At 67.3% G+C, this 25,970-nt stretch carries 27 protein-coding genes and 1 pseudogene; 7 read left to right on the forward strand and 21 right to left on the reverse strand.

Features of this window, described 5'->3' with window-relative positions; translation table 11 throughout:
* Window positions 1–563 precede the first annotated feature (563 nt).
* The 3 genes from AC50X6_RS13475 to pheS are packed head-to-tail and all read right to left on the reverse strand — an operon-like array spanning window position 564 to window position 4,902.
* A complete protein-coding gene (locus AC50X6_RS13475; protein ID WP_494966714.1) occupies window positions 564–1,283 on the reverse strand; it encodes a 4'-phosphopantetheinyl transferase family protein in 720 nt (239 codons plus the stop codon).
* 2 nt (window positions 1,284–1,285) lie between these two features.
* Complete coding sequence (gene pheT / locus AC50X6_RS13480) at window positions 1,286–3,841, reverse strand: phenylalanine--tRNA ligase subunit beta (protein WP_494966715.1); 2,556 nt, start codon at window positions 3,839–3,841, stop codon at window positions 1,286–1,288.
* A 2-nt stretch (window positions 3,842–3,843) separates the two neighbouring features.
* Entirely contained in the window at window positions 3,844–4,902 is a 1,059-nt protein-coding gene (gene pheS, locus AC50X6_RS13485) for a phenylalanine--tRNA ligase subunit alpha (protein WP_494966716.1), read from the reverse strand.
* Window positions 4,903–5,153: 251 nt separating this feature from the next.
* Here pheS and AC50X6_RS13490 point away from each other — a divergent pair, with 251 nt between their 5' ends.
* Together AC50X6_RS13490 and AC50X6_RS13495 are read left to right on the forward strand one after the other, a co-directional pair.
* Window positions 5,154–5,642 carry a hypothetical protein gene (locus AC50X6_RS13490; protein ID WP_494966717.1) on the forward strand — a complete coding sequence of 163 codons (489 nt, stop codon included), beginning with the start codon at window positions 5,154–5,156 and terminating at the stop codon, window positions 5,640–5,642.
* 1 nt (window position 5,643) lies between these two features.
* Complete coding sequence (locus AC50X6_RS13495; protein WP_494966718.1) at window positions 5,644–6,282, forward strand: SIMPL domain-containing protein; 639 nt, start codon at window positions 5,644–5,646, stop codon at window positions 6,280–6,282.
* A 35-nt stretch (window positions 6,283–6,317) separates the two neighbouring features.
* Here the strand turns inward: AC50X6_RS13495 and pcp are convergent, their stop codons facing one another.
* Window positions 6,318–6,959, reverse strand: coding sequence for a pyroglutamyl-peptidase I (pcp, locus tag AC50X6_RS13500; protein WP_494966719.1), 642 nt, complete (start codon window positions 6,957–6,959; stop codon window positions 6,318–6,320).
* Between the two features lie 77 nt (window positions 6,960–7,036).
* Between pcp and AC50X6_RS13505 the strand changes: the two genes are divergently transcribed.
* Entirely contained in the window at window positions 7,037–8,290 is a 1,254-nt protein-coding gene (locus AC50X6_RS13505) for an Rv2578c family radical SAM protein (protein ID WP_494966720.1), read from the forward strand.
* 73 nt (window positions 8,291–8,363) lie between these two features.
* Here AC50X6_RS13505 and AC50X6_RS13510 read toward each other — a convergent pair whose 3' ends face one another.
* From AC50X6_RS13510 to AC50X6_RS13525, 4 genes are all read right to left on the reverse strand, one after another.
* Complete coding sequence (locus tag AC50X6_RS13510; protein ID WP_494966721.1) at window positions 8,364–9,737, reverse strand: NAD(P)(+) transhydrogenase (Re/Si-specific) subunit beta; 1,374 nt, start codon at window positions 9,735–9,737, stop codon at window positions 8,364–8,366.
* Window positions 9,734–10,069, reverse strand: a complete 336-nt coding sequence (locus AC50X6_RS13515; protein WP_494966722.1) for an NAD(P) transhydrogenase subunit alpha part 2 — start codon at window positions 10,067–10,069, stop codon at window positions 9,734–9,736. The genes AC50X6_RS13510 and AC50X6_RS13515 overlap by 4 nt, the downstream gene beginning before the upstream one ends.
* Before the next feature lie 16 nt (window positions 10,070–10,085).
* Window positions 10,086–11,243 (reverse strand): Re/Si-specific NAD(P)(+) transhydrogenase subunit alpha, encoded by a 1,158-nt coding sequence (locus AC50X6_RS13520; protein WP_494966723.1) that lies wholly within the window; start codon window positions 11,241–11,243, stop codon window positions 10,086–10,088.
* 102 nt (window positions 11,244–11,345) lie between these two features.
* Entirely contained in the window at window positions 11,346–11,801 is a 456-nt protein-coding gene (locus tag AC50X6_RS13525; protein ID WP_494966724.1) for a (deoxy)nucleoside triphosphate pyrophosphohydrolase, read from the reverse strand.
* Between the two features lie 170 nt (window positions 11,802–11,971).
* Here AC50X6_RS13525 and AC50X6_RS13530 point away from each other — a divergent pair, with 170 nt between their 5' ends.
* Window positions 11,972–13,180 (forward strand): MFS transporter, encoded by a 1,209-nt coding sequence (locus AC50X6_RS13530; RefSeq protein ID WP_494966725.1) that lies wholly within the window; start codon window positions 11,972–11,974, stop codon window positions 13,178–13,180.
* Window positions 13,181–13,185: 5 nt separating this feature from the next.
* Here AC50X6_RS13530 and AC50X6_RS13535 read toward each other — a convergent pair.
* A pseudogene (locus AC50X6_RS13535) lies at window positions 13,186–13,384 on the reverse strand (cation diffusion facilitator family transporter); the annotation flags it as partial.
* Window positions 13,385–13,659: 275 nt separating this feature from the next.
* Here AC50X6_RS13535 and AC50X6_RS13540 point away from each other — a divergent pair.
* Window positions 13,660–13,929, forward strand: coding sequence for a GlsB/YeaQ/YmgE family stress response membrane protein (locus AC50X6_RS13540; protein WP_494966726.1), 270 nt, complete (start codon window positions 13,660–13,662; stop codon window positions 13,927–13,929).
* Window positions 13,930–14,050: 121 nt separating this feature from the next.
* Here the strand turns inward: AC50X6_RS13540 and AC50X6_RS13545 are convergent, their stop codons facing one another.
* The 4 genes from AC50X6_RS13545 to infC all read right to left on the reverse strand — a co-directional run bounded on the left by AC50X6_RS13545 (window position 14,051) and on the right by infC (window position 17,045).
* Window positions 14,051–14,962, reverse strand: a complete 912-nt coding sequence (locus tag AC50X6_RS13545; RefSeq protein ID WP_494966727.1) for a TrmH family RNA methyltransferase — start codon at window positions 14,960–14,962, stop codon at window positions 14,051–14,053.
* Window positions 14,963–15,028: 66 nt separating this feature from the next.
* Window positions 15,029–15,508, reverse strand: coding sequence for a 50S ribosomal protein L20 (gene rplT, locus AC50X6_RS13550; RefSeq protein WP_494966728.1), 480 nt, complete (start codon window positions 15,506–15,508; stop codon window positions 15,029–15,031).
* A gap of 120 nt (window positions 15,509–15,628) precedes the next feature.
* Window positions 15,629–15,823, reverse strand: a complete 195-nt coding sequence (rpmI, locus tag AC50X6_RS13555; protein ID WP_003798720.1) for a 50S ribosomal protein L35 — start codon at window positions 15,821–15,823, stop codon at window positions 15,629–15,631.
* Between the two features lie 115 nt (window positions 15,824–15,938).
* Window positions 15,939–17,045, reverse strand: coding sequence for a translation initiation factor IF-3 (infC, locus tag AC50X6_RS13560; protein ID WP_494966729.1), 1,107 nt, complete (start codon window positions 17,043–17,045; stop codon window positions 15,939–15,941).
* Between the two features lie 435 nt (window positions 17,046–17,480).
* On the opposite strand from infC, the gene AC50X6_RS13565 reads away from it, so the two are divergent.
* Window positions 17,481–17,867 carry a DUF1844 domain-containing protein gene (locus tag AC50X6_RS13565; protein WP_494966730.1) on the forward strand — a complete coding sequence of 129 codons (387 nt, stop codon included), beginning with the start codon at window positions 17,481–17,483 and terminating at the stop codon, window positions 17,865–17,867.
* A gap of 178 nt (window positions 17,868–18,045) precedes the next feature.
* On the opposite strand, the gene AC50X6_RS13570 is transcribed toward AC50X6_RS13565, so the two are convergent.
* From AC50X6_RS13570 to AC50X6_RS13605, 8 genes are all read right to left on the reverse strand, one after another.
* The gene (locus tag AC50X6_RS13570) at window positions 18,046–19,359 is read right to left on the reverse strand and encodes an MFS transporter (protein ID WP_494966731.1); all 1,314 of its coding nucleotides are present in this window, start codon (window positions 19,357–19,359) and stop codon (window positions 18,046–18,048) included.
* Between the two features lie 61 nt (window positions 19,360–19,420).
* On the reverse strand, window positions 19,421–20,353 hold the full coding sequence (locus AC50X6_RS13575; RefSeq protein WP_494966732.1) for an SseB family protein: 933 nt from the start codon (window positions 20,351–20,353) through the stop codon (window positions 19,421–19,423).
* A gap of 12 nt (window positions 20,354–20,365) precedes the next feature.
* Complete coding sequence (gene priA, locus AC50X6_RS13580; RefSeq protein WP_494966733.1) at window positions 20,366–21,112, reverse strand: bifunctional 1-(5-phosphoribosyl)-5-((5-phosphoribosylamino)methylideneamino)imidazole-4-carboxamide isomerase/phosphoribosylanthranilate isomerase PriA; 747 nt, start codon at window positions 21,110–21,112, stop codon at window positions 20,366–20,368.
* Window positions 21,113–21,187: 75 nt separating this feature from the next.
* Window positions 21,188–21,346, reverse strand: a complete 159-nt coding sequence (locus tag AC50X6_RS13585; RefSeq protein WP_326966946.1) for a CG2302 family histidine operon protein — start codon at window positions 21,344–21,346, stop codon at window positions 21,188–21,190.
* Window positions 21,347–22,120, reverse strand: coding sequence for an imidazole glycerol phosphate synthase subunit HisH (gene hisH / locus AC50X6_RS13590; RefSeq protein ID WP_494966734.1), 774 nt, complete (start codon window positions 22,118–22,120; stop codon window positions 21,347–21,349). It lies immediately after the preceding gene.
* Window positions 22,117–22,743 (reverse strand): imidazoleglycerol-phosphate dehydratase HisB, encoded by a 627-nt coding sequence (gene hisB / locus AC50X6_RS13595; RefSeq protein ID WP_494966735.1) that lies wholly within the window; start codon window positions 22,741–22,743, stop codon window positions 22,117–22,119. Before hisB ends, hisH begins: the two co-directional genes overlap by 4 nt.
* An 85-nt stretch (window positions 22,744–22,828) precedes the next feature.
* The gene (locus AC50X6_RS13600) at window positions 22,829–23,947 is read right to left on the reverse strand and encodes a histidinol-phosphate transaminase (protein WP_494966736.1); all 1,119 of its coding nucleotides are present in this window, start codon (window positions 23,945–23,947) and stop codon (window positions 22,829–22,831) included.
* A gap of 68 nt (window positions 23,948–24,015) precedes the next feature.
* Complete coding sequence (locus AC50X6_RS13605; protein WP_494966737.1) at window positions 24,016–24,441, reverse strand: LysM peptidoglycan-binding domain-containing protein; 426 nt, start codon at window positions 24,439–24,441, stop codon at window positions 24,016–24,018.
* 347 nt (window positions 24,442–24,788) lie between these two features.
* Between AC50X6_RS13605 and lexA the strand changes: the two genes are divergently transcribed.
* Window positions 24,789–25,538 (forward strand): transcriptional repressor LexA, encoded by a 750-nt coding sequence (gene lexA, locus AC50X6_RS13610; protein ID WP_494966738.1) that lies wholly within the window; start codon window positions 24,789–24,791, stop codon window positions 25,536–25,538.
* Window positions 25,539–25,970: the final 432 nt, after the last annotated feature.

Here is a 25,970-nt window from a genome sequence, read left to right on the forward strand (position 1 = left end):
CCGGGGTCAGCACTCGATCTCAGGGCCGCGTTGTGCGCCCGTTCTCCAAAGAGGGCCGCGATGAGCGCTTCATGGCGGCCATCTTTGGCGACTCGTTGGCCTGGTGGCCGCTCCCGTCGGCCACCAGGTCCCTGGCCCCCAAGGATCTGCCGGCCCGCCACCACGAAGCGCAGTCACTGAGCATACTCAGTGGCGGGGTTGCTGCGTTTGTCCTTGCTACCCGGGTGACGACGTTCCAGCCCAGTTACTGGGTTCTGGAACCCGTCTCAGCCACAGGGAACCGTGGGATCCCGCGGGTGCCGGCTGGCGGGCGCGGAAGCAACTGGGCGGGAGCGTCGCGCCGGAGCCCCGGGGACCCCCGCAGCGGCCATCTTTGGCGATCCGCTGGAGCCCTCAACTGAAGTTATCTCGCGCATCGAATCCGGCGTCAACAGCGGCGTTGCCGGTCCCGGATCACCCTCCGACCGGCGGGAAAGACTCTCAAAACGCGAAGCCGGCAGGCAGGAACTCCTGGTAAACGATGATCTAGACAGTCACCATGTTGAACAGGAGTTCCGTCACCTTCATAAGCCCCCACCCGTGCGGCCTAAGAGTTCACTGGCTTCAGAAAACGCGACGGCGGCGGCGAGGTCCGGGGGCAGACCCGTCTCCGCCGGAGCCAGGTCCCGGACGTCGGCACGGTGCAGCACATCGAGGGTGTCCGGGGCAGTCCGCAGCCCGTCGCCGGCCATCTTCAGCCAGGCTTCCTTCCGGGCCCAGAGCCGCCCACGTTCGCGCAGCAGCGCCCGGGGCGGGAGTCCCTGCAGGCCCCGGCGTTCCGCCGGTGCCAGCGCGACGTCGTCGAAACCGGCAAAATCCGTCCGTGCGGGATCCTCGACGTCCACGCCAAGCCGCAGGCCCGGTTCCCGATGAACTACGGCGGCCAGCAGTGCCCAGCCGCGGCAGCGCGACAGGCTGAGGGAAAGCCCGGCCGGGGCGCCGTCGAGCCAGTAGCCCGGCCGTCCATGGTCAACTTCCGGGCCCGTTCCGCAGCCCGGGCAGGAGTACGCGGCCGTCAGCTGACCGGGTTGCGCTGCCAGGATCCCGGCGGCGAAACCGCGCAGCGCGATCCGGCCGGCCAAAAAGTTCCGCCGGGTTACTGCGTCTTTGATGCCTGCGGCACGCGCGCGTTCCGCGCGATCAAGGAAGGCCCCGCCGCCCGGTCCGACGTCGGCAAGACGAACGGACCCGACAATGACCCCGGAAGTACCCGGGACGAGGGCGGCGCCGAGGCCTCCGGACACTCCTACCGTTGGACCGCTCCAAAGCGTTCGTGGGCGACCGCCACGGCGCTTTCGCGGGCCGCGGAGGCTTCGTCGGCGGTCAGGGTGCGGTCCCCGGCGCGGAAGCGCAGGCTGAACGCCAGCGACTTCTTGCCTTCTTCGATGCCTTTGCCCGCGTACACGTCGAAGAGTGCCACGTCCTCGAGCAGTTCGCCGGCGCCTTCGCGCAGCGCCGTGAGTATCTCTTCGGCCGGGACCTCGTGGGGCACCACGAGGGCGACGTCCTGGCTGGCCACCGGGTAGGTGGAGATGTGCCGGGCAACGATCACGTCGGCGGCGGCCTCAAAGAGGGTGTCGGCGTTGAACTCAAGCGCAACAGTCCGGGCGGGCATGTCATGCGCTGCCAGCAGCTTCGGGTGCAGCTCGCCGGCGAAGCCCAGGACCTCACCGGTGCGGAGCGCCAACTGCGCGGCCCGTCCCGGGTGGAAGGCCTGATGCTGTCCCTGGCTGACCACGATCTCGACTCCCAGCACGTCGCCGGCAAGCCGGGCGATGTCCAGCGCATCCGCCCAGTCCCACGCACGCGGCGAGTGGCCGGCGGCGGCGGGCGAATCGTGTCCGGTGAACACCGCGGCAAGGTACAGCGGCTGGTCCGGGACGCCGTCGTACAGGGCATCCAGCACGTCGTCACCGGGCCTTGCGCCGAGCGGCGGGATCGAAGCGGTGCCGAGCGTGTCCCCCGGCAGGAACACGAGGCCGGCCTCGAAGAGCGCCAGGTCGCGGAAGCCTCGGGACTGGTTCCGCTTGGCCACCTCGATGAGCCCCGGCAGGATCGAGGTCCGCAGGTAGCCGTGCTCCTCGCTGATCGGGTTAGCGAGCTTAAGCGCCCTGCGTGCCCCGCCTTCCGTGGCCACGCCGAAGGTGGCGTTGGCGGCCTTGGAGACGAACGGATAGGCCAGGACCTCGGTCAGGCCGGCGTCGGCCAGTGCCTGCACGAGGCGCCGGCGCTGCTGCTGGACGCGCGTCAGGCCACGGCCCGGAGGCGCCACTGGGAGGGTCGCCGGAATGCTGTCGTAGCCGACCAGCCGGGCGATTTCCTCGGTGAGGTCCTCCTTGGTTTCCAGGTCGTTGCGCCAACTCGGGGCCGTCACGGTGTAGCTGGTGACGTCGCCCGTGCCGGTCTTCTCGACGACGGCGCCCAGGTCCTCGAGCGAGGTGACGATCTGCCCTTCGCTGAAGTCGATGCCGATCCGTTCCGAGGCGAAGGCGGCGGGCAGTTCGATCGTGACGGTGTCCGGTGCGGTGCCGACGTCGGTGCCTGCCTCATCGGCCGTTCCGCCGGCCAGCTCCACCAGGAGGTCAACCACCCGCTGCGCTGCAATGCCCGCAACCTGCCAGTCAACGCCGCGTTCGAAACGCTTCGACGCCTCGGACGGCAGCCTGTGCCGGCGGCGGGAGCGTCCGATGGACACCTCGTCGAAGTGCGCGGCCTCGACCAGGACGTTCGACGTCGAACCGCTGACCTCGGTGGCCGCGCCGCCCATGACGCCGGCAACCCCGATCGCGCCGGATCCGTCGGTGATCAGGAGATCCTCGACGTCGAGTTTGCGTTCCTTGCCGTCCAGGGTGGTGATTTTCTCCCCCGCCACGGCGCGCCGGACCACGATGTCGCCGGACAGCGTGTCCAGGTCGTAGCAGTGCGTGGGCTGGCCGAGCTCAAGCATGACGTAGTTGGAGATGTCCACCGGCAGGGAAATGGAGCGGATGCCGGCCAGCCGCAGCCGGGAGGTCATCCACGGCGGCGTCGGCCGGCCGGCGTCGACACCGCGGACGGTGCGGGCCACGAAGCGGTCGCAGCCGGTCTTGCCGTAGACCGGGGCGTCGTCGTTGAGCTTGACACCGTGGCCGCCGCTCAGCGCCGCGGGGGCCCGGACGAGGGACGCCGGGTCGGTGAAGGACGTGCCGGTGGCGTGGGCGTATTCGCGGGCAACCCCGCGGATGGAGAACGCGTACCCGCGGTCCGGCGTCACATTGATCTCGGCGGCCTGGTCGTAGAGGCCCAGGAGTTCCATGGCGTCGGTGCCGAGGTCCGGATCCAGCCCGATCCGGGAGAGGACCAGGATGCCGTCGTGGTCTTCGCCGATGCCGAGTTCGCGGACAGAGGCGATCATGCCCGCGGACAGGTGCCCGTACGTCTGCCGCGCGGAAATGCGGAAGTCGCCGGGCAGCACGGCACCAGGAAGGGTGACCACCACCTTGTCGCCTTCCACGAAGTTGTGGGCGCCGCAGATGATGCCCTGCACGCCGGAGGGGTCGATGCCCTCTCCCGTGAGGCCCTGCTGCTGGCCTTCGGGGACAACCCGGACCTGGCACCAGTTGATGGTCTTGCCGTTGGTCTGGGGTTCCTTGACGATGCTCAGGACCTGGCCCACCACGATCGGCCCCTGGAGGGTGTCCGCGGGCCGGTGGACTGCTTCTTCTTCAAAACCGACCGTGACGAGTTCGGCCATGACGTCTTCGGCCGTTGCTCCGGCCGGTACCTGCGCGAATTCACGCAGCCAGGAAAGGGGGATACGCACTGTTAGATCTCCATCCCGAAGTGCTCGCTGAAACGTACGTCGCCTTCGATCATGTCGCGCATGTCGCCCACCTCGTTGCGGAACATCAGCGTGCGCTCGATGCCCATGCCGAAGGCAAAACCTGAATAGATGTCCGGATCGATGCCGGCGGCGCGGAGCACGTTGGGGTTGACCATGCCGCAGCCGCCCCATTCGATCCAGCCGGGCCCGCCCTTGGCCCCCGGGTGCCAGATGTCCAGCTCCGCGGAGGGCTCGGTGAACGGGAAGTAGTTGGGGCGCAGCCGGATCCGGGCCTCGTCGCCGAACATCTGGCGCGCGAAGTGCTCCAGGGTGCCGCGGAGGTCCGCCATGCTGAGTTTCGTGTCGATGGCCAGGCCCTCGAACTGGTGGAAGACCGGGGTGTGTGTGGCGTCGAGCTCATCGGTGCGGAACACCTTGCCGGGACACAGCACATAGATGGGCAGTTCGCGTTCCAGCATGGAGCGGACCTGCACCGGGGAGGTGTGGGTGCGCATCAGCAGGTGGGCCTCTGGCGGCTCCACGAAGAAGGTGTCCTGCATTTCGCGGGCCGGGTGATCCGGCTTGAAGTTCAGCGCGTCGAAATTGAACCACTCGGACTCGACCTCGGGGCCCTCGGCGATTTCCCAGCCCATTCCGACGAAAATGTCCGCGACGCGCTCCTGCAGGGTGGACAGCGGGTGACGCGCACCGGCACGACGGCGGCGCGGAGCCGCCGTCACGTCCACGGTCTCCTCGACCAGGATCCGCGCGTCGTTCTCGGCCTCCAGCCCGGCGGTGCGGTCCGCGAGCGCCTTGTTGACGCGTCCGCGGGAGGCGCCCATGAGCTTGCCGGCGGCGGCCTTCCGGTCCTTCGGCAGCCCGCCTATTTCGCGGTTGGCGAGGCTAAGCGCGGACTTTTCGCCAGTGTGCGCCAGGCGTACGGCCTTGAGTTCATCGACCGTGGCGGCGGCGGCAATGGCGGCAACGGCCTGGTCTACGGCTGCGGTGATGGCGGCTTCGTCCAGAGGATTCGGGACGGCGCCCGGCAAAATTTCAGTCATCTACTGTTCTTAGCTACGAGTCGGTTTATGCCAACGGCGGTCGCGCCCGCAGATTGATTTCGCCGGCAGCGCATCTGTCATCAACATCTGTCATCAACAAAGGTCAGGGCACGCCGAAATCCCTCCGGCGGGCACTCGTGTCCAGTCTAGTTGAACGCATCCCGCTGCCCGGACGTCACGGGGACTCCTGCGGTTCGTAAAGGGCACGGATCCCCGGTTCAGTCCGGCTACGTCCCGGCTAGCATTGCCTCATGACGTCCGGACAACGGCTGCGGCAGCTGGCCAACGTACTGAATGCAACAACTCCGCTGGGGTTGCTGCTGGCCGGCTGTGCCCGCACCCCCGTCCGCCGCGGACCCCGAGGACTGCTGATTGCTACCGGCTACGGCTGGCGGCTGCCCATCGCCGGGGCGTTCACGGTGGGCAATGTGGTGCTGTTCCGTTCCGGGCCGGCGGAAGCCCTGGCCGATCCGGTCCTGCTGGGGCACGAGGAACGCCACAGCACCCAGTACGCCTGGTGCCTCGGCGTCCCCTTCCTGCCGCTCTATTTCCTTGCGGCCGCCTGGTCGCTGTGGCGGACCGGCAACCCCGGCTCCGCCAACGCCTTCGAGCGGCACGCCGGACTGCAGGCCGGCGGCTACCCGGAGCCGGGTACTGCACGGACCCCTGCACAGCAAACAGCACAGCACACCACTTCAACCAGTGCGGGCCGGGCGGCCCATGAGCGGAACGAGGCATGACATGACCGAAATCCCCAGGACCATTTCAGTCAGCGGAACCGGCAGCGCGGAAGCCGCGCCCGATCTGCTGACTCTTTCCATCGGCGTCGAGTGCCGCCGCGAGAACGTCGCCGCGGCGTACGGCGGTGCCGGAGGGGCCTCAGCCGCCATCTCCGCGGCGCTTCGGGAACGCGGCGTCGAAAGCAGGGACATCACCACCTCGGGACTCAATGTCCGGGCCGAGGTCAACTGGCAGGAAGGGCAGGGGCAAATCGTCTCCGGATACCTGGCATCCAGCGTGCTGAGCGTCCGGATCCGTGAACAGGCGGCGTCCTCGGACATCATCGCCGCAGCCGTTGCGGCCGGCGGCGACGACGTCCGGCTCAACGGGGTGGAGCTTGGCTTCGCGGATCCCGCCGCCGTCACGGCCCGCGCCCGCGAGGCCGCTTGGGCAGATGCCCTCGCCACAGCCCGGCACTTCGCTTCCCTCGCCGGCGCCTCGCTGGGCAAGGTGGTCTCGCTCGCCCAGCAGACCGGCTACCCCGCCCCCGTCCCGGTAGCCGGGCTGCAGCGCGCCGTCTCCGCAGAGTCTCTCACCGTGGAGGCCGGCGAATCCAGCGTCAGCGCAGCCGTCGGCGTCGTCTGGGAGCTGCTCGACTGACGGACTGGTGCGTTGCTGCCCGTGCACTGCTGCAGCTAGTGCGTGGCACCTGCGGCCAGCTTGAGATCCGCCGTGGTGCCCAGCGTGGTGCGGACGACGACGGCGAGCGCCGCCGCCATGAGCCCCACCGGCAGGGACGCGGTGACGCTGCCCGGCGGGACCTGTTCGACCGCATACGGGACGTGGACGAACCCTCCTCGTGTTCCGGGGCGCAGCCGCAGTGCGTGCATCAGCCCGTAGAAGACGTGATTGCAGACGTAGGTCCCTGCCGTCTGGGATACCTCGGCGGGGATCTGCGCGGTACCCAGCGCCGCCAGGGCAGCTTTCACCGGCAGGGAACTGAAGTACGCCGCCGGTCCGCCGGAGACCACGGCCTCATCCACCGGAGCGTTTCCCGCGTTGTCCGGAATCCGGGCGTCGTCGCAGTTGATGGCAATCCGTTCCAGCGAGATTCGGGACCTGCCGCCGGCCTGGCCGGCGCAAACCACCACTTGCGGGCTGTACCGCTCCAGCGCTTCCTCCAGCACCCTGATCGAGTCCCCGAAGGCGCACGGCAGTTCCACCGTCCGCACCTCGTACCCCGCGGCCCGCAGCAGCGCCCCGGCCTCCCGCGCCGCGGTCCAGGACGGGTTGGTGCTTTCGCCGCCGAACGGCTCGAACCCTGTCAGGAGAATCATCGCCCCAGCCTAGCAATGCGGCCTGCAGTGCTGACGGGGTCCTTGACTTAAACTCGAACATACATTCGAATGGAGCCATGAGATGGGACGCACAAGCACTCAAACCGGCGCCCGGAGTCAGGGCAGCTGACGGCAACACTGGTGAAGACAGTACTCGTGAAGAAAGCTCCGCTGACGGCGCCACCTCCGGCGCTGCCCCCGGCGCCGGCGGCGGGCGAAGCGCACCGCCGGCCATCAATGCCCTCCTTCCGCTGCTCGGGCTGGTGCGCTCCGTGACCACCCCCGAGTTTGCCGGGGTCACTTTCCATGAGGTCACCGCCAAATCGGTGCTCAACAAAGTGGCGGCCGGTTCACGGATGCCGTTCGAGTGGACCATCAACCCCTACCGTGGCTGCAGCCACGCCTGCGTCTATTGTTTCGCCCGGAAGAGCCACACCTATCTGGACTTCGACGCCGGCCTGGACTTTGACAGCCAGGTGGTGGTCAAGATCAACGCCGCTGAGGTCCTTCGCAGGGAGCTGGCGAAGCCCTCGTGGGGTCGCCAGCATGTCGCCCTGGGTACGAACACGGATCCGTACCAGCGTGCCGAGGGCCGCTACCAGCTCATGCCGGGCATCATCGGCGCCCTCGCCGATTCGGGGACTCCCCTGTCCATCCTGACCAAGGGCACCCTCCTCGCCCGGGACATCCCGCTCCTGAAGCACGCCGCGGCCCAGGTCCCTATCGGGGTGGGTATCTCGCTGGCGATGACCGATGAGCGGCTCTCGGAAGCCGTGGAGCCGGGCACTCCCGGGCCGCGGGCACGCTTGAAGCTGGTTTCCCGGCTCCGGGAGGCCGGGCTGCCCTGCGGCGTCATGGCCATGCCCATCCTGCCGTGGCTCTCAGACAGCGACGAGTCCCTCGATTCGCTGTTCGGTGCCCTCAAGGCGGCCGGCGCGACGGGTGTCACGGCCGGGGCCCTCTACCTCAAACCCGGGACCCGGGAATGGTTCATGCAGTGGCTCGCACGGGAGCACCCCCAGCTTGCCGGCAAGTACCGGCGCCTGTATGGCAGCGGCTCCTACGCCTCTAAGGAGTACCGGGCGTGGCTCGCCGGGCGCATCCGGTATTTCAAGGCCCTGCACGGCTTTTCCGGCTCACAGGGCTTCAGCCACCGGGACTTTAACACTGATCCCCATGGCGTGGATCCCAACAGTGCGGATCCCCGGCAGGAAGAGGCCCAGTATCCGGCCGGCAGCATCCCCGAGACCGCCGGCTACCCGGGCCACCCGGGCCACCCGGGCGGGCAGGGCAGCCGGGAAGAGCAAGCCGCGCAGCCCACCTTGTTCTGACGACACAGTCCGGGACTATGGGTTCCGGACCGCAGCCCTGCCTGAGGAGAGAGTGCTTAACGCGCACCTCGGCTTAAAGGGCCTTCAGCGCGCCGAGCACTTTGGCGAGGGAGTCTTTCGCGTCGCCGAAGAGGAGTGTGGTCTTGGGGTCGTACAAGAGCTCGTTCTCGATGCCCGCGAAGCCGGGGCGCATCGATCGTTTCAGGAACACCACCTGCCCGGCCTGGGCCACCTCAAGGATCGGCATGCCGAAGATGGGCGCCCCGGGCGTTGACTTGGCGGCCGGATTGACCACATCATTGGCGCCAACCACAAGGGCGACGTCGGTGTTCGGGAACTCCGGGTTGGCTTCTTCCAGCTCCTTCAATGCCTCGTAGGGAACGTTGGCTTCGGCGAGGAGCACGTTCATGTGGCCCGGCATCCGGCCCGCCACCGGGTGGATGGCAAAGACGACTTCGACTCCGCGGGCCTCCAGTGCGGTGGCGAGCTCCGCGACGGTGTGCTGGCCCTGGGCCACGGCCAGCCCGTAGCCGGGGACGATCACCACCCGCTGCGCGTAGCCCAGCTGGACGGCGACGTCCTCGGGCGAGGACGAGCGGACCGGCCGTTCGCTCTGGACAGTCGAGCCTGCCGTCGAACCGCCGCGGAAAGCGCCGAACATGATGCCGGCCACCCCGCGGCCCATGGCGGAGGCCATCACCTTGGTCAGGATGGTTCCGCTGGCCCCCACGAGCGTGCCGGCGACGAGCAGCAGGACATTGCCGAGCACGATTCCGGAGGCCGCCACTGCGAGGCCTGTGAAGGCGTTGAGCAGAGAGATCACGATGGGCACGTCGGCGCCGCCCACTGGCATTACGAGCAGGAGTCCGGCCACGAGCCCCAGGACCAGCAGCGCAACGGCCCAGGCCGTCGAGCCGGTGAGGACGATGAAGACCCCGACACCGGCCGCACCCAGTAGGACAACACCCATGACCGCGGGCATGCCGGGAAAGAGCAGGGGGCGGGTGCTGATCAGTTCCTGCAGCTTGCCCACCGTCACCGCGGAGCCGGCAAAGGACACCGCGCCGACGGCCATGGTGAAGACCACGGCCAGCCGCACCCACGGGTCGTCGCCGTGCCCGAGCTCCAGCAGGGCGACCAGCGCGGCCGCCCCGCCGCCGACCCCATTGAACAGGGCAACGAGCTGGGGCATCTGGGTCATCTGCACGCGCCGGGCCACCGGGACTGCCACGGCGGAGCCGACGGCGATCGCGGCCAGGATCAGCGGGATGTTCGCCAGCTTTGCGGACAGGAACACGGTGATGACGGCCACGAGGGCGCCGGCGGCACCGATGGCGTTGCCGCGCCGGGCGGTCCGGGGCGAACTCAGGCCTTTCAGCGCAAGGATGAAGCAGACGGCGGCCACCAGGTAGAACAGGGCCGTCCACTCCGGGGCAAGGAGACTCATGTGCCGTCCTCCCCGGCCGGGCCTCCGGAACGGGGGTGGGCCGGCTTCCGTCCGCCCTTCCGTCCGCCGAACATCTCCAGCATCCGGTCGGTGACGACGAATCCGCCCACCAGGTTCGCTGTTGCGAGCACCACGGCGAGAAGGGCGATCGCGAGCAGCCACGGCTCGGCGGCTTGTCCTGCCACGATGATTGCGCCGACGAGGATGATGCCGTGGATGGCGTTGGCACCGGACATCAGCGGGGTGTGAAGCTTGCTGGTCACCTTGGAGACGACTTCAAAGCCGACGAAGACCGCGAGTACCACCACCGTGAGCATCGTGACCGGATCCATCACTGCTGTGCCTCCATTATTTGGCCGCCTCCATGGCGTCGGCGGTAGCGGCGTGCCGGACCGAACCCGCGTGGGTCAGGCAGGCTCCAGCGACGACGTCGTCGTCGAAGTCCGGGGTGACCTGGCCATCTTTAGTCATCAGGGCCAGCAGGTTGGCGACGTTTTTGGCGAACAGGCGCGACGCATCGGAGGGCATCGCGGAGGCGGCGTCCCGCAGCCCCACGAGGGTCACGAAGCCGCCGGCAACAGGCACCCTGATGTCCTGGCCCGCGATCACCCCTTCGACGTTTCCGCCGGATTCGGCCGCCAGGTCAACGACGACGGATCCGGCCCGCATGCCGGCGACCATGTCCAGGGTGACAAGCAAGGGTGCGGAGCGGCCGGGAATGGCTGCCGTAGTGATGAGGACATCCGCCGCCGCGACATGCGGGGCCAGCATGGCCCGCTGCCGCTTGGCCCGGTCCTCGCCGAGTTCACGCGCGTACCCTCCGGCCCCTTCCGCGGCGGCGTCCGCCGACCGTTTGTCCAGGTCCAGCTCGATGAAAGTGCCGCCCATCGAGGCTACTTCGTCGGCGGACGCCGCGCGGATGTCGTTGGCCGAGACCCGGGCGCCCAGGCGTTTGGCGGTGCCGATTGCCTGCAGCCCGGCGACGCCGGCTCCGAGGACCAGCACCCGTGCGGGCGGGATGGTCCCGGCCGCCGTCATGTAGAGCGGGAAGAACCGCGGGTAGCGCAGGGCGGCCTCCAGTACCGCCCGGTAGCCGGAGACGAGGGACTGTGAGCTGAGCGCATCCATAGACTGGGCCCGGGAAATGCGCGGGACCAGTTCCAGCGCGAAAGAGGTGACGCCGGCGTCGGCGAGGGCCCGGACGGCGGGCAGTTCTGAGCCCGGCGAGCCGAACCCGACGGTTATTGTTCCCGGCCGCAGCCTAGCGGCGGTCTCGGTTGCCAGTGGCCGGACGTGCAGGAGGACATCCAGTTCTTCGGGCAGCAACTCCGGGACAATCGTGGCTCCGGCCCTCGCATAGGCTGCATCCGCATACCCGGCTTCCGTCCCTGCACCGCCCTCCACGGCGATTTTCAGGCCGAGGGCCGTGAGTTGCTGCACTGTCTCCGGTGTCGCCGCAACGCGTCGCTCCCCCGCACGCCGCTCCCGTCTGACACCGACCTGCACGGGCGACTCCTCTCGGTTCGCTTCAGAATAGTCACATGCCGGAGGCTTTGGCGAGAGGCGCGGCGGGGAGAAGCGCTTCCGGCTATCATGCGGCTCTGTGGATCAGCCGGCGGGGACAGCCGGGCGGAGTGAACCCTGAAGGCTATCCAGCAGTGCCTCCACGATGGGAAGGTCCGCCGGAATCCAGGGCAGTCCCAGGATTTCCCCGCGGTTCCGCAGCCCGATCCAGCGCAGCTCGTCGTGGTCCTGCAGCGGTCGTGGGTCGCCGTCGACCAGCTCCGCAAACCACACACGCATTGCGGCACGCTCGTTGAGCGGCCAGCCGGTGGCGGATACCGCTTCCAGTTCGGCGCCCAGCCGGACGCTGACGCCGAGTTCTTCGAACAACTCCCGATGCAGCGCCTGCTCGGCCGTCTCTCCGGACTCCACCTTGCCGCCCGGGAACTCCCACATGCCGGCAAATTGTGGGGGTGCCGTGCGCCGTGCGACCAGCAGCCGGCCCGGATTTGCCAGGGAGTCCAATACTGCGCCGCCAACGACGCTTATGAGTGAAGTCACGCCCCAAGTCTAGGGCGGCGGCCGCTTACGGGAGAATGGAGGTGGCCGCCTTCCTGATCATCAGGAATACCGGGTGGGCCCGCCCCGTTGCACAGACCAGCCCACACATCAGATTTAACTTGCCGCATTTTTTCTGGCTCACGCCGGGAACGTCACCGAAAAGCAGACGAATGACAACCACCCAACAAGCACCGGCCACGCCCAAGACCGGCACCCGCCATCTTGCCCTTGCCATCGTTTCCCTGGCCATGGGCGGATTCGGCATCGGCACCACGGAATTCACCATGATGGGCCTGCTCAAGGAGGTGGAACAGGGGCTCAACATCAGCACCCCGGAAGCCGGCCACCTGATCTCGGCGTACGCCCTCGGCGTCGTCATCGGCGCCCCGGTGCTGGCCGCCATCGGCGCCAAGCTGCCGCGGAAATACCTGGCTCTGGGCCTCATGCTGTTCTTCAGCGTCGCCAACCTCACCTCCTTCATTGCCCCGGATTACGGCAGCATGCTCGTGTCCCGCTTTGCGGCCGGACTGCCGCACGGCGCGTTCTTCGGCGTCGCGGCGGTGATCGCTGCCTCCCTCGTCGCCCCGACCAGGCGCGGCTGGGCCATTTCAATGGTCATGGCCGGCCTGACCATCGCGAACGTCGTCGGCGTCCCCTTTGGAACCTGGCTGGGCCAGACGTACGGCTGGCGGCTGCTCTTCCTGCTGGTCGGCGTGATCGGCATCATCACGCTGGTGATGCTCTGGCAGTTCGTCCCGTTCCAGAAGCCCCATGCCGACGCCAGCTTCCGCCGCGAGCTGGGTGCGCTCAAGCGGCTCCAGGTCTGGCTGGCCCTCCTGATCGGCGTCGTCGGCTTCGGCGGGTTCTTCGCCACTTACACCTACATCGCCCACACCATGACCTCGGTGACCGGGATCCCATCGGTCTGGCTGCCGCTCGTGGTGGCTCTCTACGGGCTGGGTATGGTGGCCGGTAACATCGTCGGCGGCCGGATCGCGGACAAATCCGTGATGGGAACCATCTACTGGGTCCTGCCCGGCATCGCCGTGGCCCTTGTGGTCTACGCCCTGGCCGTGCACTGGCCGTGGTCCGCCCTGGTGATGGTCTTTGTGGTGGGTGGCGCCGGCGCCATGCTGGTTCCGGCCCTGCAGACCCGGCTCCTGGACGCCTCACCCGACGCCCCCTCACTCGCGTCCTCGCTCAACCATGCTGCCCTGAACGTGGCCAATGCCCTCGGCGCCTTCCTCGGCGGACTCGTCATCGCCTGGGGCTGGGGCTACGTCGCCCCCGCCCTCGTGGGCGCCGGCCTGGCCCTGCTGGGTCTCGGAGTCGCCGCCATCAGCGGCCTGGTGGAAAGCAGAAGGCCGCTGGCACCGTAGCCCGGATGCGGTTCCTTGACCTTTCCCCAGGCCTCGTACAGCGCGAAAAGCCCGCCGACGCTGAACAGCCGAAGGGGTGCTCCGGGCTCGCTGCCTTCCTGGCGCACGCTTCCCGCCGACGAGCAACGATGAGGAGAACGTCAGGGAATAAGCGACGAATTTCAGGAAGGCGATGGTCAGGTTGGCGGCCAGCGCCGCAACAATCGCCGTGGTACCGCCATTTGCAGCCGAACGAGCTGCTCCTTGAGTGTCGTGCCGGGGTGGTCGCGGACACCGGCCGGTGCCTGCGCCCGCAGGAGTGCCGGACCCGCCGGACCCGGCCGCACCGCGGATTGCCCCAGCGCCGGCCCGGAGGCGCGGCCTGGTAACGGCTGGTAACGATTGAATGTGATCCTGCTGACATTTAAAGCCGCAAGTGTTAGCTTGAAACCGTATTCGGAATCCACAATTCGGATGCCGACGAATATGTAGGAGGAGACATGGGCTTTCTTGGCTGGATCATTCTCGGACTCATAGTAGGTGCAATCGTTAAGGCAATCATGCCCGGCAAAGTCGGCGGCGGCTGGGTCACCAGCCTCGTGCTCGGCGTCGTCGGCGCACTAGTCGGCGGCTGGATCGGCGACCTGCTGTTCGGCGGCGGCAAGATGGAATTCTGGAATCTCGGTTCCTGGATCCTGGCCATAGTCGGCGGCCTGGCAGTTGCCGGAATCTACGGCGCCGTCACAGGACGCAACAAGACCAGAGCCTAATCGCGCGGAGCAATTACGCGCGAACGACGGCGGGGGCCCACCTTTCGGTGGACCCCCGCCGTGTTTTCGTGCTGGACCGCGGCTTTGACCGTCTGGCAGCGTTTCCAGCCGCGCCAGGCGGCTACGCGGATTCCGTGCCGCTCCCCTGCTGCGCGCGGGCGCTGGCGTACAGGCAGACCGTGGCCGCGGTTCCGAGGTTGAGGCTTTCGGCAGCCCCGTACACCGGCACGGCCACCCGGTGGTTGGCCAGAGCAAGTTCTTCCCCGGACAGTCCCTGGGCCTCGTTACCGAAAAGCCAGGCGGTCGGATCTTCCAGGGCATACCCGGATTCCGGCGCCGGCGCCCCCAGCCGGCGGGCTGAGTTCTCGTCCTGGAGCCGGTCCAGGTTGAGCTCGCCGTCGCCGTCGGCGGCCAGGACGCCGATACCGCGTTCCTTGCATTGGGCGACGATCTCCTCGACTTCGGCGCCGAGCACAACCGGCAGGTGGAAGAGGGATCCCGCCGTCGAACGCACTGCTTTGGGGTTGTAGATATCGACGCTGGAGGAGGTCAGGATGACGGCGTCCGCGCCGGCCGCGTCGGCTGCCCGCAGAACGGTACCGGCGTTGCCGGGGTCACGGACCTGGGACAGCACAGCGATCAGCCGCGGACCGGCGTCGAGCACCTGCTCGAGACCCGTGTCCAGGAAGCCGCAGACCGCGAGAACGCCTTGCGGGTTGACCGTGTCCGCCATCGCGGCGAGCACTTCGTCGGTGGCGAGGAAGGCGGTGGTGCCCTCCGCGAGTGCCTCCAGATCCGGGTGCCGGTCCAGGCAGGACTCGCTCGCGTAGACCTCGTAGACGATGCCGGGCTCCCCCGCAGCAATCCTCCTCTGGTGCAGGCCAAGGGCTTCCCGGACCGCCTGCGGCCCCTCAGCGAGGAACTCGCGGCGTTTTAACCGGGCCGGGCGCCCGGCAAGCTGAGCTACCTTCCTCACCCGATCAGCTCGAGGGTTGGAGAGTAAGTCATCATGCGGGCGCCCGGTTTCGTTCATATAAGAACCTTAGTTGCTATTGCAGCCGGTTCTTGAACGAGGCAGTCGTCCGAACTACTTCACGTTCTACTCGGCAGCCTCGTCGGTGGCCTTCTTGGCAGCAGGCTTCTTGGCAGCAGGCTTCTTGGCGGCGGCCGGCTTCGTGGCGGCCGGTGCAGCCTCAGCCTGGACGGCCGGAGCTGACGTATCGGCGGGCAGCGAATCCTTGGCAATCTTGACCAGAGCGGCGAAGGCGTTGGCGTCGGAAACGGCAAGCTCGGCCAGCATACGGCGGTCAACCTCGACCTCAGCGGCCTTCAGGCCCTGGATCAGTCGGTTGTAGGTCAGGCCGTTGGCGCGGGAGGCAGCGTTGATGCGCTGGATCCACAGGCGGCGGAAGTCGCCCTTCTTCTTCTTGCGGTCGCCGTAGCTGTACACAAACGAGTGCAGCAGCTGCTCTTTGGCCTTGCGGTACAGGCGTGAACGCTGTCCACGGTAGCCCTTTGCGCGTTCGAGGATAACCCTGCGCTTTTTGTGGGCGTTTACCGCCCTCTTCACACGTGCCACGTGCGTACTCCTTCGAAAATTCTGATCCCAAGCGTCTACTGCCGGAACAACCGGCCGGCCTGAGAAGCCTTTTTAATAGTTGACTGCTGCCAGGTGGCAATCAGCCAGAGAACTTGGAACTTAGATGCCGAGCATCTTCCGGATGACCTTGGCGTCGCCCTTGAAGACGATCTTGTCGCCGGCCAGGCGGCGGGTCAGCCTCGAGGACTTGTGCTCGAGGTAGTGTCGGCGATTGGCCTGCTGGCGGCGCAGCTTGCCGGTACCGGTCAGCTTGAAGCGCTTCTTAGCACCGCTGTGGGTCTTCATCTTCGGCATGGGAACCGATCTCCTTACGTATCCGCAGACAAGGTCTGCAGTCTTTCGTGCAGCCACCCCTGCGGGCGGCGTGCTGGTTGCTTGCCGCCGGACATTGCTGTCCGGCAGCCGTGAACTAGTTGGTCTTCTTGGTTCCCGGCCTGGCGGCGGCCTTGGGAGCAGCCGGCCGTGCCGCGGGCTTCGGTGCCGCAGGACGCGGAACCGGCTTCGGCGCAGCCACCGGCTTCGGTGCTGCTGCCGGAGCAGCCTTTTCAGCCTCGGGAGCCTTCGCGGCTGCAGCCTTCGGCGCCGGAGGCGCCTTGGCAACTGCCGGCTTGGTAACAGCGGGCTTGGCGGCGGCCCTCGGAGCTTCGCGCTTAGGAGCAGCCGCGGAGACCTTGGGAGCCTCCTTGGGCACTTCCTGGACGGGAGCCTTTTCTGCCGGAGCTGCCTCGATCTTGGTCTCGGCGGCCGTCTCGGCGGCGGGGGCCTCCGTATCGACGGCTTCTTCCACCGGGGCGGTCTTGGCCGGGGCCTCGACGACGACGGCTTCCGTTGCGGGGGCCTCCGCTGCCGGTGCCTCAGCCTCGGTCACCGGCGCCTCGGGTGCAGTCCGGACCTCGTAGCCTTCCGGAAGAAGATCGGCGAGCGACTGCGTCAGGGGTGCTTCGGGGCCTGAGGTGTCAACGCGGCCGCCACCCGATGCCTTCGCTTCGTTCTCAGCCTTGGCTTCGGCGCGCTGCGTTGCGCGGCGAGCCTCCGCCTTGGCTTCGGCCTTGTTCTTCAGCGGGCCCACCACCATGACCATGTTGCGGCCATCGATGCGCGGGCTGGACTCCACAACCCCGACTTCAGCAACGTCGTCGGCAAAGCGCTGGAGCAGGCGGATGCCCATCTCGGGGCGCTGCTGCTCACGGCCGCGGAACTGGATCATGGCCTTGACCTTGTCACCGGCACCGAGGAAGCGGAGCGCGTGGCCGCGCTTGGTCTCATAGTCATGGGTGTCGATCTTCAGGCGGAAACGGATTTCCTTCAGGACCGTGTTGGTCTGGTTCTTCCGGGCCTCGCGCGCCTTGACCGCAGCTTCGTACTTGTACTTGCCGAAGTCCATCAGCTTGCACACCGGAGGCTTAGCCTGAGGTGCAACTTCAACGAGATCAAGATCCGCTTCGGCAGCCAAACGCAGGGCGTCTTCAATACGGACAACTCCTACTTGTTCGCCTGCAGGGCCGACCAGCCGCACCTCGGGGACGCGGATACGCTCATTGATTCTTGGCTCGCTAATGTTAAAGCTCCTGTGTTCGTGAGGGGTATTCCACCGGCAAAAAGAGAAGGCCCCCAATTGCCGGAGCAATCGAAGGCCTCAAGGATCGGTGCTGCCTGCCTCCTGAGGAAGCGGCATACATTCCCGCCAGGCTGACGCCCGGTTAAATGCCCGACCAGGTACCCGGCAACCTTGCTTCTTGCGAAGCTTCCCGAAGGATCGCGGCTGACGCGGGTGGGAGAGAACTCCGCTTGCTAACTGGAAACCGATTCTACAGAAGGAATCCCGTCCGGCGCACATCCATAACTGATCATGGTTGGGTCAACGGGGATTCCACCTGTAGTCATTCACCGCCGTTCAACTCTGAGCAGTGAAAATAACGACATCCAGTCGGTCTGTGACAAGCTTACCAGCATGAGCACAACAGAGCGTAATTCACACGTCTACGAGCCCGCCGGCGCCCAGGCCGATGTCTCACAGCAGATCCGCGACATCTCCGAGGTTCCTGCGATCGAGGTCATTACCACCGCCGCTGTGCACCTCATGAGTGCCGCCGCCGTAAAGCTCGGCCTGGCCGCCGAGGAGAACGCCGAAGAGCTCAAGGACCTGGACGAGGCCCGGAAGCTGATCACGGCCCTCGCTGGCCTGGTCACTGCGGCCGCGCCTGAGATCGGATCGCAGCATGCCGGCCCCCTGCGCGACGGGCTGCGGTCGCTGCAGCTGGCGTTCCGCGAGGAATCGATCATTCCGGATGCCCCGGGCAAGGGTCCGGGCGAGAAGTACACCGGCCCGGTCAGCTAACATCGCAGGAACCAGGCAGTAGCCAATCACTTCGCGCCGGCGGCCGGACCACGGTGGTCCGGCCGCCGTCGTCGTTAACGCAGGCTTCGTTTGACCATCGTCGTTCTCGATCGTCGTCAGTCATCGTCCGTCGCTGACGAACGCCGCTGGAACAGCGCCGTCGGGACCGCGCCGCTGCTTACGCGGTGGAGACCAGCCGGAGCCGGCGGCGGTGCTGCAGCACAAGTCCCACGAGGCACAGCACGACGCCGGCCACTCCCACGGCGGCGAAACCGGCCCCCGGTCCGACGCCGTCGATGAAGAGTCCGGCCAGCGGCGCCCCGAGGGCCACCCCGCCGGTGAGCGCCGATCCGTACCAGCCCATCGCCTCGCCACGGCGGCGCTCGTCGACGAGTGCGGCAACCTTCTCCGAGGCTGCCGAGAGGACCGGGGCGCACAGCAGCCCCGGCAGGAGCGAGAGCAGGCTCAGTGTCCAGGTGTCCTGCGCAAACGCCATGGGAATGGACAGGGCTGACATGCCAAGGAGCAGCAGGATCGGAGAGATCGGCCGGTGCAGGGCGCCGTAGATGAGCCCGCCGACCACCGAGGCCGCGCACCAGAAGAGGAACACGAGGCCGATCTCGGCCTGGTGTCCACCGGCCTCGAGAGCCGCAACGATCCCCACGTCGGTGCCGCTGAGCACCATGCCTGCCCCGGCCGCGACGGCGAAGACGGCGCCCACGGCGGCGGTGAACCAAGCGAAATTGTGGATGACCTTGTGCCGCAGCCCGGACCCGCTCTGCCGCCTTTCCGCGGCGGACGCCAAGGGCGCCAGCTCTGCGGCCGCTTCCTGCAGGTGGGCCGGCGCGGCGGCGACGACGGCGGCTTCCGCGCATTCCAGCTGGTCCGCTTCGAATCCGGCATCAGGAACGGCGGTGCGGGTCGGCGGGTTGAACCACATGAGGAAGAGTCCTGACACCGAGGTGGCAGCGCCGACGATGGTGAGCCCCACGACCGAGTGTCCGGCGGTGGCGACGAGGGCGCCGGCAGCGGGCCCGATCATAAAGACCAATTCCGTGGAGATCGCGTCCAAGGCGAAGGCCGTCCGACGCTGCTCCCCCGTGGCAAGTACGCCGAGGGACTGTCGCACCACGCTGAAGATTGGCAGCGTGAGCAGGCCACCGACGAAGACCAGCGGCAGCAGCAGCTCGTAGGACACGTGCGGCACAATTGACCAGATGACCGTCTCGGATATGACTGACGGGATCAGGGCCCTGCGCAGGCCCACGGTGTCGACCCGCCGGCCCCGCCAGGGTGCCCCGACGGCGATGCCGATGGTCATGACGGCTGCTGCGGCGCCAGCGGCGGCATAGCCCTGGCCCAGGGTCAGCACAATGTGCAGGGTCAGCAGCACACCCGCGGCCGAGTGCGGTATTCGGGCGATCATCCCGACCAGCAGCAGCCGCCTGACCGGCCGCACGGCCAGCAGTTCCCGGTAGAGCGCGAAGTTCACGAAACTATTTCCTTCTGGTACTTCCCCCGGCGGCACCGGGAGGTCTCCCGCTGGCTGTCAGCTACGGTGCTGCACGCTGTAACTTGACCTCGATCGAATCAACCCGTTCGGCAAACATTTCATTCCGGCCCCACGCGGTATTCAGGCCTGCCACGATCAGCTGCACACCGTCGGCGTCGAGACCGTCTTCCAGGTACAGGACCACCCGGACTTCCGGGCCGGCGCCACCGCCGGGGTACCGGCGTCCGTCGGCGGCAACCGAGGCAACTCCACCGCCTGGCTGAATTTCTACACGCCGGACCTCCGGAAAGCCTACCGCCGCCAACCCGAGGGACTGCGCCAGCTCGGGATCAGCATACGCCGGTGTCCATGGCCGCTGCTGCGCCAAGGCCCAGACGGCCGGCCGTCGCACCACGAATGTGACGGCGGAGCCGGGATCGAGCACCAGCAGTTCGGCCCCTTCCGCGACGGCGGACAGCGCGGCGCGGGCTGCATACACGGCAACGGGCCGTGCCTCGGGATGCCAGGCTTCAAGCGCCGCGGCCGAGGTGAACAGTGGCATCGCGGTCCGGCCGTCGGGCGCCTTCAACGTCACGAGGGCCATATCGGCCTGCTTGTCACCGTGGAGCTTGTCACCGTGCAGCTTGTCACCGTTCATGGTGTCCACCGCCGGGCGCGTCACGCCTTCGCCTTCTTCGGCGAGCTGGGCGAGGATCGGCACGAAGACCCGGGCGGTGGACAGCGCGGCGACTACGCCGGCTTCGTCACCTTCCCCTGCCGCGAGGGCCGCCATGGCGGCGAGGTAGCCGGGGTCGGCCATGCCGTCGTCGTCCGCGAAATTGTGGATCCTGGCGTCCTCGCCGGCCAGGCTTCGGCCGGACCAGGGCCGGCCGGCCGAGTCCGTCGCCCGGCCGGCGCCGGCCAGGGCCGCGGCAATATGGCCCGGCAGCTGCCGGGAAGGTGTTGCGTTCTCGCCTTCAGGCTGGTGCTTCATACCGCGGACCTGCTAGCGGCGGCCGGCCACGTCTAGGGCCTCGGGCAGTGTGAAGTTGCCGTGGTAGAGGGCCTTGCCGACAATCGCGCCCTCGACGCCGAGCGGCACGAGGGAGCGCAGGACTTTGAGGTCGTCGAGGCTGGAGATGCCGCCGGAGGCGACGACGGGCTTGCCGGTCTTCTCGACCATCTGGCGCAGGAGTTCGATGTTGGGGCCCTTGAGGGTGCCGTCTTTGGTCACATCCGTGACGACGTAGCGGGCGCAGCCGGCCTCTTCGAGCCGGCCGAGGACGTCCCAGAGGTCTCCGCCTTCCCTGGTCCAGCCGCGGCCGGCGAGGGTGGTGCCGCGGACGTCCAGTCCGACGGCGATCTTGTCGCCGAAGCGCTCGATCACCCGGGCAGTCCACTCCGGGTTTTCCAGGGCAGCGGTTCCCAGGTTCACCCGGGCAACGCCAAGCTCGAGGGCGTTCGCCAGGGATTCGTCGTCGCGCAGGCCGCCGGAGAGCTCCACCTTGATGTCCAGCCGTCCCACCACTTCGCGAAGCAGTTCCGCGTTGGAGCCCCGGCCGAACGCGGCGTCAAGGTCGACCAGATGGACCCACTCCGCGCCCTGCTGCTGCCAGCTCAGCGCGGCTTCCAGCGGCGTGCCGTAGCTGGTTTCGCTGCCGGCCTCGCCCTGGACGAGGCGGACGGCCTGGCCATTGACGACGTCGACGGCGGGCAGCAGTTCAAGGACGGGCAGCGGGGTTTCGATGGTCATCGTGGGATCCTCAGTTTCTCAGCGGATGGCGGTGGTCGGGTTGCTGCCGGCCGGTTGCTGGCGGTTGGCCGGCAGCTAACCGGCGGGCAGGGTCAGGAGATAGGCGGCCAGCAGCGACATCCCGGCCAGTGCATAGAACACGATCTGGACCCAGCGAGGGCTCTTCTGCTGTCGGAACGACAGCGCCCCGCCAATCAGTAGCCCGGCGAGGCCCATGAGCACGATCGACCACATTTAGGCGGTCGCTTCCGGCGCGGCGGATTCCGCTTTGACATCCGGGACGGCAGCGGTCCCGGAGCCGGTGCGCAGGCCCTCGACCCAGTTGCGCAACAGGCGCGCCCCGGCGTCGCCGGACTTCTCCGGGTGGAACTGGGTGGCGCAGAGAGGGCCGTTTTCCACGGCCGCGATGAACGGGGCACCGTGCTCGGACCAGGTGACCAGGGGCGCCGTCATGCGGGGCTGGATCACGTCGAAGTCCCAGTGCTGCACACCGTAGGAGTGCACGAAGTAGAAGCGCTCGCTCTCGACACCGGCGAAGAGCTGGGAACCGGCCGGCACGGACACCGTGTTCCAACCCATGTGCGGTACCACCTCGGCCGGCAGCAGCTCGACTTTGCCGGGCCACTCCCCCATGCCCGGGGCCTCGGTGCCGTGCTCCACGCCGGCCTCGAACAGGATCTGGAGGCCCACGCAGATGGCCAGCACCGGCCGGCCACCGGCAACGCGGCGTCCGATCATGCGGATGGCGTCAACGGCTTTGAGCTCGCGCATGACAGTTTCGAAGGCGCCGACTCCCGGGACGACGAGGCCGTCGGCATTAAGCACGTCCTCCGGCTTGGCGCTGAGGATAACCTCGGCACCGGCGCGCTCGAGCGCGCGAACGGCCGAGCGGATGTTGCCGGAGCCGTAGTCCAGCACCGTAACCGTGGGCTTACCCTCGGGCGAGACAGGCTTCCTGCCGGCGTCGGGGTTAATGATGGCACCGTCCTGCAGCACCTTGCCGGTCACAGCGCACCCTTGGTGGAGGGGATTCCCTCAACGCGCGGATCGGACTCCACGGCCGCACGCAGGGCGCGGGCGAAGGCCTTGAACTGGGCCTCGACGATGTGGTGCGGATCCCGGCCGGCGGTCACGTTCATGTGCAGGCAGATCCCGGCGTGCAGTGTGATCGCCTCGAAGACGTGGCGGGTCAGGGAGCCGGTGAAGTGACCGCCGATCAGGTGGTATTCCTGGCCGGCGGGCTCCCCTGCGTGCACGAGGTACGGGCGCCCGGAAACATCGACAACGGCGTGCGCAAGGGCTTCGTCCAGGGGAACCGTGGCCTCGCCGAAGCGCCGGATGCCTGCCTTGTTGCCCAGTGCTGTGCGCAGGACCTCGCCGAGAGTGATGGCAACATCCTCCACCGTGTGGTGCACGTCGATGTGGGTGTCCCCCGTCGCTTTGACTGTCATGTCGATCAGCGAGTGCTTGCTCAGCGCCGTCAGCATGTGGTCGTAGAACGGAACCGAGGTGCTTATATCCGAGACGCCGGTGCCGTCCAGATTGATCTCGACCAGGACGGATGACTCGCTGGTGGTCCGTTCCATACGCGCGGTCCGCCCTAGGGCAGCGGTTGATCCGGTGTTGCTCATGTTGAGGTGTCCTTTGGCTGAAGGCGGGGTGTAGGGCTTGCGGCGCCGGACTCGCGGGCGGGGGTTGCGGGCTCCGCCCTTAAGTCTAGGCCTGCTGTGTTGCGCGGCTGGTCAGTATTCTCTCCAGGGCTTCGAGGAAGGCTGTGGTTTCCGTCTCAGTGCCGGCAGTGACACGCAGGTGCCCGGGGATGCCGACGTCGCGGATCAGTACCCCGGCGTCCAGAAGCTCCTGCCAGGTCTCGTGCGAATCCCCGAGGCCGCCGAAGAAGACGTAGTTGGAGTCGGAGGCCGCGGGTTTGAGCCCCATCCGCTGCAGCTCGGAGACTATCCGGTCACGCTGGCGCTTGATGTCCTCGACGTCGGCCATGAGCGCGGTCCGGTGGTTTAGCGCGGCCAGGCCTGTCGCCTGCGTGATGGCGGAGAGGTGGTACGGCAGCCGGACGAGGCGCAGGGCGTCGGCGACTTCGGGGGCCGCCGCCATGTAGCCCAGCCGTGCGCCCGCGAGGGCAAAAGCCTTGCTCATGGTGCGCGAAACGATCAGCCGCTCCCGGCCAGGCAGCAGCGTGAGGGCGCTCGGAGTGCCGTCGTGGGCGAACTCGTGGTAAGCCTCGTCAACGATCACCACGGTCTGGCTGGCTTCGCCCGCTTCGTAGACCGCTGCCACGACGTCGAGGCCAAGCCCGGTGCCGGTGGGGTTGTTCGGGGAGCATAGGAACACGATGTTGGGCTGCAGTTCGCGGACCTGGCGGGCTGCCGATTCGGCACTGAGGCCGTAGCCCTCGGCGCGGACCCCGGAGATGTATTCCGTGTCCGTGCCGGCGGCCAGCAGGGGGTACATGGAGTAGGTGGGAGGGAAGCCGAGGGCGGTACGGCCCGGTCCGCCGAAGGCCTGGAGGATCTGTTGGAGGACCTCGTTGGAGCCGTTGGCTGCCCAGATGTTTTCCGCACCCAGGCCGTGACCGAGGTAGTCCGCCAAGGCTCCGCGCAGTTCGGTGAACTCCCGATCCGGATATCGGTTGAGTCCGGCTGCCGCGATGGTCACGGCCTCGGAAATCGCGGCGCGGACATCGGCCGGCACACCATGGGTGTTCTCATTGACGTTGAGCAGGATCGGCACCTCCAACTGCGGTGCACCATACGGGCTCAGCCCACGCAGATTGGTCCGGAGGGGGAGTCGATTCAGGCGTTCTAACTGGTCGGTCACTCAACTAGTTTAAGTGAGACGGCGACGGGCCCTGAAACTGTGACGCCTGACGGACTGCACCAGAGATGTTACTTGGCTGGAACCACGAGTGACTGGCCGGGAACAACCCGGGCCGCCTCGAGGTTGTTGAGCTGAAGAATGTCGGCCACCACATCGCGGGGATCACGCTCCGGGGCCACGGTTCCGGCGATGGCCCACAGCGAGTCTCCGGGCTGAACGGTGACCGAAACAGCCGGGGTCAACCGCAGATCGGCGGCGGACTCGGAGGCCTTGGCCGGCGCATTGAGAAAGCCGCTGAAGGAGAGAATGAGGGCGGCCAGCAGAATGAGGGGAACGCCGAAAAAGACGAAGCGTCCTCGCCTGGTCAACCGCAGCGGCGCCTGCCTGGTGCGGGCCGCGGAGCCGTGCCCGCCGAGAAAACGACCATCGCCGGATGCCTCTCCGCGGTCGGTTGTGTAGCCGAATGTGTCGTGAAACGCGCTTGATGCTGACATGAACTGAGCCCTCCTGGACCATACGGTGCCGCCCGGCGTACTGCACGTACTTGCCGCCAACCGGCCTAACCTTCGAACATAGAACCGAACGTCGCGCCTTGTCCGAACATCGCCAAAGTCGAATACATATTCGAACTCTGCTTCTGTTTTAGCACTTATAGACGAACATTGTCGAGACTCGCTAGAACAAATGTTTGAAAAACTGCTGCGGCTGGCCTACGTTGGAGTCACAGGACAACCGCATCTGCAGTTGATCAGCAGGGTCTGACAAAGTCCGAAAAACAGGGCCGTACGTTCCGGCAACTGCAGCGACGACAGCCGGGCACAAGGGAAAGGCGTTGGCGAATATGGCAGCACAAGCCACCGGCGGCAGGGCCAGCCAGCGGAACCAGCAGGCTGCCCGGCCCCCGAAGAGCCTCACCATCCGGCAAAAGAAGATCCTGGAAACCATCCAGCGCTCGGTATCGGAGAACGGCTACCCGCCGTCCATGCGTGAGATTGGCGACATGGTTGGACTGGCAAGCCTCTCCAGCGTCACCCACCAGTTGTCCCAGCTTGAGAAGCTGGGCTACCTGAGGCGCGACCCCAAGCGTCCGCGTGCCATGGAAGTGCTCATGCCGCTGACCCTGGATGAGGGGGCCACCAGGATTTCAGGAGCCGGGAAGCCGAGCGGCCTGCGCTCCGTGGGCGGGCTGTCCGTCTCCGAGCTCACCAGCGCCACGGATACCGCTATGGTGCCGCTCGTGGGCCGGATCGCTGCCGGCGGCCCTATTCTCGCCGACCAGGTGGTCGAGGACGTGATGCCGCTGCCGCGCCAGCTGGTGGGTCATGGTGAGCTTTTTATGCTCAAAGTCGCAGGCGATTCGATGATTGACGCCGCCATCTGCGACGGCGACTGGGTGGTGGTACGCCGGCAGAGCGACGCCGTCAACGGCGACATCGTGGCCGCGCTGCTGGACGACGAAGCAACGGTCAAGACATTCCGCCAACGCGACGGCCACATGTGGCTGTTGCCGCAGAACACCCAGTACGAGCCCATCCTCGGCGATCACGCCGTCATCATGGGCAAGGTGGTCTCGGTACTCCGCTCCCTGTAGCTAAAATCAGATACCGGCTCTGACGCTCGCTCACCTTTCGCGGTGGACAACAGAACGCTCCCTCACTTTTCGGTTTGACCTTAAATGCTCCGTCACATTATGTGACGGAGCATTTACCTTTGGCACTCAGAATCGGAGTGCTCCCTGTTTCGGGTCTTTCGCCGAAGTACGCCGACCCGGGGTGGGCTGAATACGAGCGGGCACTGGGACACGACACGCAATCTTTCCTGCGACGCGCGGATGTCGTGGCGCTACCGGAATACCCGCAGCGCCAGGGCATTTGCGCGTCGCAAGGCTAAATGCGCCGCGTCAGCAGCCCGGCACCGGAAGTCCGCGGAATCCAGGCGCTGCCGTCGCCCGCGGGCCGGAGCAAGTGGGCGCGAACGCCGCGACCCGGGCCGGGACGTTCCACCCGGACTCTCTGAATGGCAG

It is taken from the genome of Pseudarthrobacter sp. HLT1-7 (assembly GCF_059383435.1).